General features: G+C 65.7%; 11 protein-coding genes. 6 read left to right on the forward strand and 5 right to left on the reverse strand.

Going from position 1 to position 13104, the window contains the following annotated elements:
• The first annotated feature begins 198 nt into the window (after positions 1 to 198).
• Genes A9G05_RS19895 through A9G05_RS19905 form a run of 3 tightly spaced genes read left to right on the forward strand, consistent with a single transcriptional unit; the run spans position 199 to position 3755 of the window.
• Complete coding sequence (locus A9G05_RS19895; RefSeq protein WP_069562596.1) at positions 199 to 861, forward strand: paraquat-inducible protein A; 663 nt, start codon at positions 199 to 201, stop codon at positions 859 to 861.
• A complete protein-coding gene (locus tag A9G05_RS19900; protein ID WP_069562597.1) occupies positions 848 to 1471 on the forward strand; it encodes a paraquat-inducible protein A in 624 nt (207 codons plus the stop codon). The genes A9G05_RS19895 and A9G05_RS19900 overlap by 14 nt, the downstream gene beginning before the upstream one ends.
• Positions 1464 to 3755, forward strand: a complete 2292-nt coding sequence (locus tag A9G05_RS19905) for a PqiB family protein (protein ID WP_069562598.1) — start codon at positions 1464 to 1466, stop codon at positions 3753 to 3755. The genes A9G05_RS19900 and A9G05_RS19905 overlap by 8 nt, the downstream gene beginning before the upstream one ends.
• Before the next feature lie 66 nt (positions 3756 to 3821).
• On the opposite strand, the gene mksF is transcribed toward A9G05_RS19905, so the two are convergent.
• The 5 genes from mksF to A9G05_RS19930 form a co-directional block, all read right to left on the reverse strand.
• Positions 3822 to 6662, reverse strand: coding sequence for an Mks condensin complex protein MksF (gene mksF / locus A9G05_RS19910; protein ID WP_069562599.1), 2841 nt, complete (start codon positions 6660 to 6662; stop codon positions 3822 to 3824).
• Complete coding sequence (mksE, locus tag A9G05_RS19915) at positions 6659 to 7363, reverse strand: Mks condensin complex protein MksE (RefSeq protein ID WP_069562600.1); 705 nt, start codon at positions 7361 to 7363, stop codon at positions 6659 to 6661. Before mksE ends, mksF begins: the two co-directional genes overlap by 4 nt.
• A complete protein-coding gene (gene mksB, locus A9G05_RS19920) occupies positions 7353 to 8600 on the reverse strand; it encodes an Mks condensin complex protein MksB (protein ID WP_069562601.1) in 1248 nt (415 codons plus the stop codon). Before mksB ends, mksE begins: the two co-directional genes overlap by 11 nt.
• A 101-nt stretch (positions 8601 to 8701) precedes the next feature.
• Entirely contained in the window at positions 8702 to 9307 is a 606-nt protein-coding gene (locus A9G05_RS19925; RefSeq protein ID WP_069562643.1) for a hypothetical protein, read from the reverse strand.
• Between the two features lie 147 nt (positions 9308 to 9454).
• The gene (locus tag A9G05_RS19930) at positions 9455 to 10138 is read right to left on the reverse strand and encodes a hypothetical protein (RefSeq protein WP_069562602.1); all 684 of its coding nucleotides are present in this window, start codon (positions 10136 to 10138) and stop codon (positions 9455 to 9457) included.
• Positions 10139 to 10449: 311 nt separating this feature from the next.
• On the opposite strand from A9G05_RS19930, the gene A9G05_RS19935 reads away from it, so the two are divergent.
• The 3 genes from A9G05_RS19935 to A9G05_RS19945 are packed head-to-tail and all read left to right on the forward strand — an operon-like array spanning position 10450 to position 13089.
• Positions 10450 to 11478 (forward strand): DUF6160 family protein, encoded by a 1029-nt coding sequence (locus A9G05_RS19935; RefSeq protein WP_069562603.1) that lies wholly within the window; start codon positions 10450 to 10452, stop codon positions 11476 to 11478.
• Between the two features lie 2 nt (positions 11479 to 11480).
• Positions 11481 to 12503 carry a hypothetical protein gene (locus tag A9G05_RS19940; protein ID WP_069562604.1) on the forward strand — a complete coding sequence of 341 codons (1023 nt, stop codon included), beginning with the start codon at positions 11481 to 11483 and terminating at the stop codon, positions 12501 to 12503.
• Complete coding sequence (locus A9G05_RS19945; RefSeq protein ID WP_069562605.1) at positions 12493 to 13089, forward strand: DUF6160 family protein; 597 nt, start codon at positions 12493 to 12495, stop codon at positions 13087 to 13089. Before A9G05_RS19940 ends, A9G05_RS19945 begins: the two co-directional genes overlap by 11 nt.
• The last annotated feature ends 15 nt before the right edge of the window (positions 13090 to 13104 follow it).

Raw genomic sequence — 13104 nt, forward strand, 5'->3', positions numbered from 1 at the left:
GGGCGGAAGAAAATCGCACTGAACTCCGACGCGCATATAGCCGGCTGAAACGCTGTTGCAGTGCATGAACGCTCCAGGTGCCGACTTTGGAGCAGGGCGAGAAATGAACCCCGCCCGGCCAGATGCAGTCACACTCGGGCAGTCTCTTTTGGCGCTGTGCTCGTCTAGAATAAGCGCGAATCTCCGTGAGCTCCCCGTATGCCTGACTCGGCTGAAGTCCGCCCGTTGTCCGAATACCCCCTGGAGGAATTGCTCGCCTGCCCCGAATGCGACCTGCTGATGCATCGCCAGCACGTCGAAGAGGAGCAGAAAGCCTGCTGTCCCCGTTGTGGCTACGAGTTGATCGTCCACCGTGCGCACATGGAGCGACGGGCCATGGCCCTCGTGCTCACTGCCCTGCTGCTTTTCGTGCCGGCGAACTTCCTGCCGATCATGAAGCTCAACCTGCTCGGACAGACCACCCAGGACACCATCTGGACCGGCGTGCTCGGCCTCTACGACAGCGGCATGCAGGGCGTCGCCGTGCTGGTGTTCCTCTGCAGCATGGTCATCCCGTTCCTCAAGCTCGTCTGCCAATTGCTGGTCCTGCTGTGCATTCGCTGGCGGCGCTACCAGGTGGTGGGCCTGCACCTGTACCGCCTGTATCACCACCTGCGTGAGTGGGGGATGCTCGAGGTCTACCTCATGGGCATCCTCGTCAGCATCGTCAAACTGATCGACCTCGCCGACCTGCACCTCGGCATCGGCCTGGCCTGCTTCATCGGCCTTCTGCTGTCCCAGGTCTGGCTCGAAGTCACCATGTCGCCCCATCAGGTCTGGGACGCGTTGGACGAGGGAGGGCACGCCAGTGAGAGCGCTTGATGCCGGCATCCTCGTCTGCGGCGAATGCCATCAGCTCAACCGGCCGGCCCCCGATGACGAAGCCCCCAGCTGCACGCGCTGCGGCTCCCGTCTTCACGCCCGCCGGCCCGACAGCTTGGTACGCACCTGGGCCCTGCTGCTGACTGCCACCATCCTCTACATCCCGGCCAACGTGCTGCCGATCATGACGGTCAACTTCTTCGGCAAGGGTTCGCCCTCCACCATCATGGGGGGCGTCATCGAGCTGATCCACGCCGACATGCTGCCCATCGCCCTGGTCGTCTTCACCGCCAGCATCCTCGTGCCCACCTTCAAGCTCGTGGGCATCGCCCTGCTGCTTTACTCCGTACAACGCCACCAACCGATGTCCGCCCGCCAGCGCATCCTCATGTACCGATTCATCGAATGGATCGGCCGCTGGTCCATGCTGGACATCTTCGTGATCGCCATCCTCGTGGCGTTGGTCAATTTCGGGAACCTCGCCAGCATCGAGGCCAACATCGGCGCCGCGGCCTTCGCCAGCGTCGTGGTCCTCACCATGGTGGCGGCAGTGACCTTCGACCCCCGACTCATCTGGGACAACACCGATATGGACGACGAGCATGGCTGACCTGCCCAAGCCCACGAAGAAGAAAACCACCAACTGGTCCGCCATCTGGGTCCTGCCCCTGATAGCGCTCGCGATCGGCCTCTGGCTGGGCTGGAAGTCCATGAACGAAGCCGGGATCAACATCACCATCTACTTCGAGAACGGCGAAGGCATCCAGGTCGGCAAGACCCAGCTCATGTACAAGGGCATCCAGGTTGGCAAGGTCACCGACCTGCATGTCAGCGACGACATCAAGGGCGTGGTCGCCACCGTCGAAGTGCTCAAGGAGGCCGAGCCCTACCTGAGCAAGGAAACCCGCTTCTGGCTGGTCCGCCCCCGCGTCTCCCTCGCTGGCGTCACCGGGCTGGAAACCCTCGTCTCCGGCATCTACATCGCCATCGACCCAGTCAAGGGCGAGCCCGAGCGCAAGTACCACGCCCTCGCCGAACCGCCGCCGCTTTCCGACTCGCTGCCCGGCCTGCACATCACCCTCAAGGCCGAGCGCCTCGGCTCGCTGGAACAGGGCAGCCCCGTCTACTACCGGCAGATCCAGGTCGGCCAGGTGAAGAGCTACCAGCTCGCCGCCGACCAGCGCACCGTCGAGATCAAGGTGCTGGTCGAACAGCCCTACGCCCACCTCGTGCGCAAACACACCCGCTTCTGGAACGCCAGCGGCCTCAACGTCACCGCCGGCCTCTCCGGGGTGAAGATCCGCACCGAATCGCTGCTCAGCATGGCCGCCGGCGGCATCGCCTTCGCCACGCCCGAGAACCGCCAGGACAGCCCGCCCACCGACCCCAGCATCCCCTTCCGCCTGTACGACGGCTTCGAAGCCGCCGAGGCCGGGCTCAAGGTCATGCTGCGCATGGAAGACGTCAGCGGCCTAAACCCCGGCAACACCCCCGTCATGTACAACGGCGTCCAGGTCGGCACCCTCAAGAAGCTCGACATGGACAAGAACTTCGCCGGGGCTACTGCCGAACTGACCATGGAGCCCCGCACCGAAGACTTCCTCGTCGAAGGCACCGAGTTCTGGACGGTCAAACCCTCCATCTCCCTCGCCGGCATCAGCGGCATCGAAGCGCTGGTGAAGGGCAACTACATCGCCGTGCGCTTCGCCAAGAGCGGCACCCCCACCCGCGAATTCACCGCACGGCCCAAGGCTCCGCCGCTCAACACCGACGCCCCCGGCCTGCACCTGGTGCTCACCAGCGACAAGCTCGGCTCCCTCGATGTCGGCAGCCCTATCCTCTACAAGCAGATGCGCGTCGGTAGCATCCAGAGCTACCAGCTCTCCCGCGACCGCCAGCGCGTCGTGGTCGGCGTGCACATCGAGCCCGAGTTCGCCTCCCTGGTGAACGAATCCACCCGCTTCTGGAATGTCAGCGGCGTCAGCATCAAAGGCGGGCTCTCCGGCGTCGAAGTGAAGAGCGAGTCCCTGCAGACCCTGCTCGCCGGCGGCATCGCCTTCGCCACCCCCGACGCCAAGGCCACCCCCGTCACCAAGCCGCGCCGCTTCACCCTCTACGACAACGAGAACCTCGCCCTCGGCAAAGGCACCCTGGTGGAGATCCTCATGCCCCAGGCCGACGGCCTGCGCGAAGGCACCCCGGTCCGCTACAAGGGCCTGGACGTCGGCAGCGTCGAGCGCATCTCCCTGGCGGACGACCTCAGCCGTGTCGTCGTGGTCGCACGCATCACCGAGTCCGCCGAGCGCATCGCCCGCGAAGGCACCCAGTTCTGGGTGGTCAAGCCCGAGCTCGGCCTGGTACGCACCGCCAACCTCGACACCCTGGTCAGCGGCCAGTACCTCGAAGTCCAGCCGTCCATGCGCAAGGGCGCCAGCCAGACGCGCTTCACCGCCCTGACCCAGCCGCCGTCCACCATCGCCCGGGAAGAGGGCCTGCGCGTCACCCTCAGCACCGCCCGCCGGGGTTCCATCAAGCCCGGCGTCGTGGTCAGCTACCGCGAAGTGCCGGTGGGCAAGGTCGAGAGCTTCGAACTCGGCAGCTCCGCCGACCGGGTGCTGATCCACATCCTCATCGAGCCCCGCTACGCACCCCTGGTGCGCAGCGGCACGCGCTTCTGGAATGCCAGCGGCGTCGGCATCGACGCCGGCCTGTTCAAAGGCGTGAAGGTACGCACCGAGTCCCTCGAAGCGCTGCTGGAAGGCGGCATCGCCTTCGCCACCCCGGACAACGCCCAGATGGGCAGCCCGGCCATCCCCGGCCAGACCTTCGCCCTGCACGACGAACTCAACGAAGAGTGGTTGAAATGGGCACCGAAGATCGAACTCGACAAATGACCCCACCCCGATAACAAAAAGGGCCGCGAAGCGGCCCTTTTTGTTGTCAGCGAAACAGCATCCCGATCAGGCGGGCTCCACCTCGGAGCCCGTCGCCTCAGTGGTAGCCGGGCTGGCCGCCTTCTCGCGGGGCTTGATGAACTTCCAGTCCGCCTCGTCGATGTAGATGCCGTTCGGGCCGCTGCCGCCTTCCAGGTCGATGGCCACATGGGCCGAAACCTGCGGCTTCACCGACGCCAGGATGGGCGTGAAGCCCAACTGCGCGCTGGTCTCGATCAGCGCCTGCTGGTTGCGCTCGTCGATGTCCGCCGCCTCGTCCAGGTAGTAGGGCAGGCGGATGCGCCCGGCCTGCTCGCGGTCCATCAGGTGCAGCAACAGGTACATGTTGGTCAGCGCCTTGATGGTCATGGTCGTACCGTTGGACGCCGCGCCATCGATGTCCGTGTGGATCACCGGCTGGCCATGCACCTTGGTGATCTCGAACGCCAGCTCGAACAGGTCCTTCAGGCCCAACTGGTTGCCGTTGGCCGCCACCAGGCGTGCCAGGTACTCCTTGGCCTCCTCGTTCTTCGCGTCCTGCTCGGCGGACTGGGTCAGGTCGAACACCGACAGCGTCTCGCCTTCCTCGTACTGGCCGGCGCTGTGGATGATCTGATCGATGTGGCGCAGCGCATCCTTGTTCGGCGCCAGCACGATACGGAAGCTCGCCAGGTTCGACACCTGCCGCTTGTTGATCTCGCGGTTGAACAGCGCCAGCTGGTGTTCCAGGTTGTCGTAATCGCTGCGGATGTTGCGCAGGGTCCGGGCGATGTCGGTCACCGCCGCACGGCGGGCCTTGGCCAGGGTCAGCGCCTCGTCCTGGCGGTGGGCGTAGGCGTTGATCAGCAGTTGCAGGCGGCGCTCGGCATCTTCCTCGCTGTCGAACTTCGCCACGCCCTTCAGGCGGACCTGGGCATAGAGCGCGTCGATCTGGCCATCGATGCGTTGCAGCGCCTGCCAGGTGTCCTGGTAGTCGTTGAGCAGCGGCAACAGGTTATCGAGGCTGTCGTCCACCGGGTCGGTGAACGGCGTACCGAAGGGCAGGTCGGCCGGCAGCAGTTGGCGACGACGCAGGGCGTCTTCCAGGGTGCGTTCCTTGGCTTCCAGGTCGGCCAGTTGACGGCCCACCAGCTGCAGCTTGGCGGACAGCTGCTGGACGCGCTCGGTGAACGCATCGCTGGAGCGCTTCAGCTCGTCCTGCGAGGCTTCCAGCACCGCCAGCTTCTCCAGCTTGGCGGGCTCCTCGGCGGTCAGGGTCTGGGTCTTGCGGAAGTCCTCAAGGGCCTTCTGCGCATCCAGCACCGCCTGGTACAACTGCTCGGCCTGGGCCTTGCTCGCGGAACGGTCGGCGGCCACGGACTGCTGGGTCTTCAACTGCTTCAGCTCGCGCTCCAGGCGGTCCTTCTGGTCGCGCAGCGCCGCCCGGTCGGCCAGGGCCTGCAGGGCCGGCGGCTCGATGTGGGAAAGGTCCACCTCCAGGCCGGGGGCGATGAAGTGATCGCCCTTGAAGCCATCCAGCACCGCTTCCAGGGTCTTAACCCAGGCGTCCGCGTCATCCAGTTGGATGCCTTTCTCGCCCAGCGGCAGGCTGAATAGCTGGCCGTTGAACAGGCGCATCAGGCGATCCACGTCGGCCTGGGAGAACTCCTCGCGCAGGCGCGAGTAGCTGTTGTTGTCGGCATGGTCGAGCTGCTGCTTCACCGCCTTCAGGCGCTTCTCCAGGTCGCGCACGCGCTCGTCCAGGTCCTCGGTGGAGAACTGGCGGGACTGCGCCAGCGCACCGGCCAGCTCGTCGTGGGCGTCCTTCGCGGCCAGCAGTTGCTGTTCCAGCACCTTGGCGTCCTCCACCAGCGCAAAGCGGTTCTTCAGCACCGCCAGCTCGCCCAGCCAGCGCTGGGTCTCGGTGATCTCGCGCTCCAGGCGCATCAGCTCGGTGGTGCCACCGCGCTGCTCGTTCTGCAGGCCGTCCTGCTCGCTGCGGTAGTGCTCGGCCTGGATCACCAGCTCCTCGCGGCGCGCGCCCGAATAGTCGTGCCAGGTGCCCAGCAGCGAATCCAGCAGGGGCGACAGGCGATGCAGCTTGCCGCGCAGGATCTCGCGCTGGGTCACGCCGTTGGCCAGCGCCTCCACCAGCGGGCCGGCAGCCACCAGCGCCTGGTAGTCCTGCTCCATGCGGCGCACATCGCGGAAGGCCTCTTCGGTGGCCGCGATGTAGTCCACGCTGCCCGAGCGCAGGCTGTGCTCGAACGCATCGAGGAACAGCTGCTTGAGCTTGGCCGCAGTGATCTCGCGCATGTGCAGCAGGTTGATGAACAGCGCGCGGAAGGTCTTCAGGCTGTGCTCGCTGGTGGAGCGCAGCGGGATCAGCGTCAGGTCCAGCGGGATCGAGGTATGCCCGCCCACCAGCAGACGGCGAAGCTCATCGGGCTTCAGCTCGTAGGCCTTGATGCCCTCGCGCTCCAGGTTGGCGAACAGCTCGCGCTGGCGCAGGCAGGTGCCGTTCTTCTGGTAGTGATCCAGGTCCAGGCTGCCCTGGTAGGCGAAGAACTGGTGACCGAAGCCGCCGCCCGGGCCGCGACCGGCCACGCCGATCACGTGCGGGCCGTGGGGCAGGGACACTTCCACGAGGATGTAGCTGGTGTCGGTGGCGAAGTAGAACTTGCGCGACTGCTCCAGGCTGTACTTGCCGAAGCTCATGTCCGACATGCGCGCCAGGATGGGGAACTGCAGCGCGTTGATCGACGCGGACTTGCCCAGGTTGTTGGCGCCGTAGACCGACAGCGGGTTCTCCAGCGGGAACAGGCCCAGGCTGTAGCCGGCGGTGTTCAGCAGGGCGAAGCGGCGGATGCCGTAGCGTTCCTGGCTCATGCGTCGATCTCCTGTGCAGCGCGCTCTTCCGCCATGGCGCGGGCCAGGGCGTCTTCTTCGGACTCATCCACAGGGCTTTCCTGCGGATCGAGGCTGACGATGGGCTCGTCGCCGTCGTCGTTCATCAGCACCGGCGCCTGCAGCGGCAGGTCGGTGCTGTGCAGGCTGGCCGCCAGGTCGCGGTCGTGCTGCACCGACAGGCACACATCGAGGAAGCGGTGCATCGGCGGCAGGAAGCGGTACACACCGTTGCTGTCCTCGGCGAAGCCCAACTGGGTGAGGCGGCGGATGATCTTCTCCTCCAGCTCCTCGTGGGTGGTCACCTCGGCCTGCAGGAACAGATCGCGGTACTTGTCCAGCAGGGCCGGCAGCTCGTCACGGCCGATGCTGCCGCCGTCGAGCACTGCCAGCGGATCGCGGCCCTGGTCGGCCAGGTGCTCCACCAGGATGAAGGTGAACAGTGCCAGGCGCTGCGCCGTCTTGTTCACCTGCGCGCCCATCTGCTCGGGCACGAAGTAGTAGAAGCCGCGCGGGTCGCACACCAGCTCGAAGCCCAGGGCCTTGAACAGCGCCCGGTACTGGTCCTGCATGGTGGACAACTGGGCGTAGCACTCCGGCTCGCTGCGGGAGAGGTGATAGCCCTTGAACAGCTCGCGGAAGATCGCCTGGAGCTGGGTCATTTCGGAAAGATCAAGTTGCATGGTTTTCGCTCTTGATGAGGGCGAAGGAGCTCAGGCTGACCTGATGCTCGGCGGTGAGGTAGTCGCGACGCTCGAGGCGCTCGCGCTGGAAGCGGCCATCCCGCGACAGGCGGGAGAACCAGTACAGCAATTCGTCGGTGGCGCCGTCCGGCTCCTGCTCCAGCAGCCAGGCCATCAGGTCCGGCAGCGGCAGGGCCTGCTCGCAGCGCTCGATCATCTCCCGTGCCGTGCGCGGGGCCTTGGGCGGCGCGCCCTTGCGGCCGGCACCGGCCTTGGGGAAGTGCGCCGGCTTGGGCTCGAAGCGCGCCAGGGCGTAGACGTAGGCCTCCACCTGCGATGCACTGCCGAGGAAGGTGCTCTGCGGCCGGGTGAACAGCGGCATCGCCGCCTGGGGCACCCCGTCCAGGCCCTTCTTGCGGATCACCGAGAGCGCCAGGGCCGCGCCACGGGTCACGGCGTTGTGCCGGCGCGCTTCCTCGCGCAGCGGCAGCAGCAGCTCGCGGGCCTTGCGCAGGGTCAACTGGGCGGTGGTCTGCATCTCCAGGATGCGCGCATGGGTGCGCAGCAGCAGGTCATCGTCCACCAGTTGACCCAGGCGCTGCTGCTCACCGAGCAGCTTGAGCAGCACCTGTTCCACACGGCGCACGCCCTGCTCGAAGGCGCCATCGGCGGACACCAGTTGGATCATCGGCTCGACGTACTCGTCCCAGGTCGCCAGCACTTCTGCATAGCGCTGGCGCAGCGGAATCTGCCGGTCGCTGGTCTTGGCCCGCTCGGCCACGCCCACCAGCGCCTGCTCGTCGTTGTCGAGCTTCTTCAGCACGTCACGCACACGCATGTCCAGCAGGCGCAGCTGGCGTGCCAGGTCGTTGCCGTCGCGGATCTCGAAGGCTTCCTGGATGTGCCCGGCCAGGCGCTCCAGGTGGCGCAGGTAGGCCTCGATCTCCAGGCACAGGCCGAGGCGGTGCTCGCGGCGCAGGTAGGCGAGGAAGTCGTGGATCTGGGCGTTCAGCTCGAAGCGGTTGGGGCTCTTGGCCACCGGCACCAGGATATCCAGGCGGATCCACTGGTCGAGCAACGCGGTGATATCGGTGGGCGTGCCCGCCGGCAACTGGGCGCCGACCTGCATGCGCAGCTCGGACAGGCTCAGGGTGCCCGTATCGAAGCGCTCGCACAGCGGCTCCAGCAGCGACCAGTGTTCGGCGAGGGCGCGCAAGACGCGCTTGGGTTCGATCATCGTGGGAGACGGTCCCTGCCAGGAAAAAGGGGGCGATTGTACTGCATGAGGGGGGCGACGAATCAGCCCGAAGCGATCAAAGGATCGCGTGCCGCACCCGGTCAGGCGTGGCGGAAGAGTCCGATCAGGTGATCCGCGATGGCGGCCTTGATGGTGTTGACCTCCAACTGCGACAGGTGGCCCAGGCGCGAGATATCGACGCGGTGCAGGTGCAGCGACGGCATGCGCGCCTCGTACTCGCGCAGGTCCCCCTTGGCCAGCACCGGCAGGAAGTGGTCGTGCTTGGCCTGGTAGCGCTGGATCAGCAGCTTCAGGCCTTCCTGGAAGGGCACCTCGCGGGAGGCGGCCAGGCGATGCTCGCCGGGGATCTTCAGGTACAGACCGGTGTGGCCCATGGTCTCGCCAGGGAGGATGTGGATGCCCGTGGGCTGCACCGCCTCCGGCGGGATTTCGTGGAAGGTGTCATGCCAGGCCTGCTCGTCGGGCAGGATGGCGATGCTGCCGTGGGCCTCCTCCGGCACCACGAAGCTGTAGTTGCTGTAGAGCTTCTTCACGTAGCTGGAATAGACGCACAGGCGGTTCTCGAAGCGCAGCAGGAAGTCGATGGCCTGCTGGCGGTCGGTGATGGCGTCGAGGTCCCAGGCCAGGTCGTTCTGGTTCTTCAGTTCGTCCCAGCGGGCGTCGGCGTGATCCGGGTCTGTGGTCATGAGGGAGAGGAGGGCAGCCATGGCAGGGTGGGAGCAGAAAACATGCCAGGCCATGAAGGCACGGCCTGGCATGGCCTGGGGCGATTCTACGCCCCCGGCCCCCCTCCTGCGCCAGTCGCAAACTGACGCAGTGCGTCACCTGGGTGATCAGGGCACCAGCGTCACCGGGACCGAGGCGCCGTTGGGGTAGGTGCTGTTGAAGGATTCGAAGGTGGTGCAGAAGGCGTGCTCGTCGAGGAAGTACTGCGGATAGTTGGGGGCGTTGCTATCCAGGGCGACGGCCAAGTAGTCGAAGTAGGTCGTCCCGTTCTTGACCGATGAGCCGACCTTGCTGAGCGGGAGGTAGGTGCCATCGAGGCTGACGCCTTGCAGGTCGAGGGTGGAGGTGACGAACAGATTGCACAGCAGGTCCGCCTCCGGGATCGGGGCGGGGTTGAACAGTTTGACCACTCTGCCGAAGGCTAGCTGAGTAGTGGTTGCGGCCAGGTTGGGGCTCAAGGAGCCGGAGGTGGGCGGGAGGTTGAAGTACCCGGTCACGACCATGTTGAACGTGGTGGTATCCATGGGCTCCTGGTTGTAAGGCGTGTGGTTGTTCCCGTCATAGGTAATGACCTTGCCGACAGTCAGCGTGCCGGCGATGGCCGCAGCCGTGCTCAGTGCATTTCGTCCGAACAGCTTGGGCTTAAGCGTGGACGGGGCGAGCACTGCGCGGGGCTCACCCTTCATCAGACTGAGTTGACGATCCAGCGCACTCTGCTCACCCGCCGCCGAGGCCATGAAGGGCAGGCCGAGCGCAACGAGGGCGATGGGAAGGACAGGGAATTTCAGCATGGCAACGGCTCCTTGTTGGTTTGGAGCCGGCAGTTGAACAGGTGCCCCGGTACTCGCCCAGCTATCCAAAGACGGGTGAACGCCGAGGGCGGATAGCGGTGGCGCATCACCAGTCCGAAGCCAGGGCGGCAAGCCCGGGTGTGGATTTGGGTAACAACCGCAGCGGCCGCTCGGTACGGGGCCCATGCAATTCCGCCCTTTTCCCGCCTATGGGTCGGGCCTAAATGGCAGGGGCGCCCCTATAGTGGCAACACGGAACCGCGCCGCCCCCGGAGCGGCCCCGGATAACAAGAAAAGTGAGGGAACCCGCCATGCGTCCGTCTCGCAGTCCCTTCAGGGGCGCTGTCTTCCTGCTCGCCGCCAGTGTGCTGGCCACCGCTGCCCAGGCCCAGATGCAGGCCCTGGATGACGCTGAACTCTCGACCATCACCGGCCAGGCCTTCATCAACCTGACCACCGACGCCAACGCCGGCATCAACTACACCCGCGTCAACTTCGGGGTGGACGTCGACACCCAGCTCAACATCAAGAAGCTCCAGCTCGGCCAGTACGATCGCGCCGGTGAGGCGGCCGGCTCGTCGGACATCCTGATCAACAATTTTGCCCTCGGCACCGTCAATGCCGACAACACCATCAACCCTTTCAAGGTCTCCAACCCCTTCGTCGAGTTCGCCTACTCGGGCAACCAGGTGGTGGGGGTGCGCATCGGCTTTGGCGAGGCCAAGGGGATTCTCTCGGGTGACATCCAGAGCCTGACCGGGAATATTCCCGTGCATATCAAAGGCTCGGCCAGGGCGATTTATGCCAATGCCAGCGGATGGCAGCAATTCCTTTTAGGGGCGGGGGGTATCTATGAAACCAGTACGCTGGAGGCTGACGCGAACCTGGTCGACAGCTCTGGCAGGGCGGACCCTACAAGGTCATCCAGTGCGGGGGTGGTCAACGGCGACGGCCTGAAGTGCACCAGCGGCTGCTTTCCGGTGGTATCTGATCTCGCGCTTGCCATCATTCGCTCCAACAATTGCGGCATCTTGGGTATCCAGACCTGCTTCAACCTCTCCCAGTTCCAGTCCCTGCCCGTGGGCAACACCAGCAACATGGCAGGCATGGAGGGCGCTGCGAAGGGTTTCTTCATCTCCCTGCAGACCCAGGATGTGGCCTGGCGCGACATGGACAGCAACGCCTTCATGACCGCCCTCAAGGGCGCCTTCCTGAATATGCCCAAGTACCGGGACGCCAACGGCAACCTGGTGTCGCCGATCAACATCGACTTCAACCAGGCGTTCAACGGCATCCCCCGCCAGGACACCTGCCTCGGCTCCGCCACCAAGGGGTGCTGACCATGCGCACCCTGGCCCTGTTGTCGTGTCTGCTGCCGGCCCTGGCAAACGCCGAGATGCAGGCCATGGACGATTCCGAGCTGTCCGCCGTGGACGGCGCCGGCATCGGCTTCGTGCTGGACAAGGTGATGCTCGATGCCAGCGGCGCCATCATCACCCTCAATGACATCACCAACGGCAGCGGGCAGAACGTGCCCATCGCCGTGAAGGAGTTCTACCTGGGGGCCACCGGGAGCAACAACGGCGCCAACCTCAACCCGGTGACCATCGGCCGGCTCGACCATCCTTTCACCCTCAACTTCGCCCGGGGCGAGTCGATGCGCACCCTCAACGATGCCGGGCAGTGGGTGCAGACCACCCCCAGCGGCATCTCGGTGCTGGAGTTCACCTTCCCCGAGCGCCTCACCAGCGGCGGGTCGGCCTGCATCAGCGGCTACAGCACCGGCGGCAACACCTGCTCCAGCCGGGCCAGCGAGAAGGTCGACCTGGGCATCCGCTTCGACTTCCAGGTCGCCGCCGGGCGCACCGACGTCATTAACCTCGACATCGCCGAACTGGCCATGGACGGTTCCTACCTGCGCCTCTGGGGCGACAAGGTGAAGAACCAGATGGTCGGCGAACTGCGCCTGAACGTCTTCGCCAAGGGCATCCAGCTCATGTCCTGCGCCGCCGGCACCACCAACTGCACCACCGCCCAACAGCAGCGCGACCGCACGCTCTTCATGAGCGGCGCCTACGCCACCGTGGCGCTGGGCTACGGCAAGAGCCAGCCGCTGCTGTTCGACGTCAGCAGCAACGGCCAGTTCGTGCTGGAGCTGCAGAACCCCACCGCATCCGGCACCACCGCCGCGCAGAAGCAGGCCCTGGCCGACGACTTCTACGCCAACGCCCCGCGCACCAGCATCATCATCAACAACCTCAAGTCCGGCACCGGCAACCCCGCCACCGGCGGCTACAACTTCGGCTACAACGAGATCGGCGGCCTCAGCATCAACTACCTGAAGGTGACCAGCCATGACCTCTAGGACCCGTCTGCTCACCCTGGCCCTGCTGCTCGCCAGCGCTGGCGCCCAGGCCGAACTCAAGCCCCTGGACGACGCCGACCTCAGCGCCACCAGCGGCCAGGGCGGGGTCTACCTCTCCGGCGAGTTCAGCATCAACAAGGCCGGCGGCGTGCTGTGGAACACCCCCGCCGGCAACAACCCCGCGCAGTGGACGGTCAACGAACGCAGCTGCGCCACCGCCGGTGCCAGCACCCCCGAAGCCTGCGGCATGCGCGTCGCCATACGCACCGAAGCCAACGGTGGCTGGTACGTGCTGGACAACCTCAAGGGCGTGTTCAGCTTCGAGGGCCTGACCCTGCGCACCCGCGCCATCAACGACGCCAGCGCCGGCTTCAACCAGGACGTGATCGAACTGGGCCTGCCCAACAACGTGCGCTTCAAGGACGGCAGCTTCGCCTTCGCCGTCGCCAACCAGGGCGGCTGGCGCAACAAGGCCGGCACCGTCGCCAACGGCGGCGACGCCACCTACCAGCAGACCAACATCTTTTCCGCCCGGATCGACGGCAGCATCCGCATGCAAGGCAGCGTGCTGGTGTTCCCCAAATAGAAGAAGGAGCAGGCG

The sequence above is a fragment of the Pseudomonas sp. ENNP23 genome (assembly GCF_001728945.1).
Classification (GTDB): domain Bacteria; phylum Pseudomonadota; class Gammaproteobacteria; order Pseudomonadales; family Pseudomonadaceae; genus Metapseudomonas; species Metapseudomonas otitidis.

Bases quoted from the DNA above. Each gene is read 5' to 3' on its own strand.
- A9G05_RS19905 (WP_069562598.1), top strand. From the start codon at position 1,464: ATGGCTGACCTGCCCAAGCCCACGAAGAAGAAAACCACCAACTGGTCC.
- A9G05_RS19925 (WP_069562643.1), bottom strand. From the start codon at position 9,307: ATGACCACAGACCCGGATCACGCCGACGCCCGCTGGGACGAACTGAAG.
- A9G05_RS19940 (WP_069562604.1), top strand. From the start codon at position 11,481: ATGCGCACCCTGGCCCTGTTGTCGTGTCTGCTGCCGGCCCTGGCAAAC.
- A9G05_RS19895 (WP_069562596.1), top strand. From the start codon at position 199: ATGCCTGACTCGGCTGAAGTCCGCCCGTTGTCCGAATACCCCCTGGAG.
- mksE (WP_069562600.1), bottom strand. From the start codon at position 7,363: ATGCAACTTGATCTTTCCGAAATGACCCAGCTCCAGGCGATCTTCCGC.
- mksB (WP_069562601.1), bottom strand. From the start codon at position 8,600: ATGATCGAACCCAAGCGCGTCTTGCGCGCCCTCGCCGAACACTGGTCG.
- mksF (WP_069562599.1), bottom strand. From the start codon at position 6,662: ATGAGCCAGGAACGCTACGGCATCCGCCGCTTCGCCCTGCTGAACACC.
- A9G05_RS19935 (WP_069562603.1), top strand. From the start codon at position 10,450: ATGCGTCCGTCTCGCAGTCCCTTCAGGGGCGCTGTCTTCCTGCTCGCC.
- A9G05_RS19930 (WP_069562602.1), bottom strand. From the start codon at position 10,138: ATGCTGAAATTCCCTGTCCTTCCCATCGCCCTCGTTGCGCTCGGCCTG.
- A9G05_RS19945 (WP_069562605.1), top strand. From the start codon at position 12,493: ATGACCTCTAGGACCCGTCTGCTCACCCTGGCCCTGCTGCTCGCCAGC.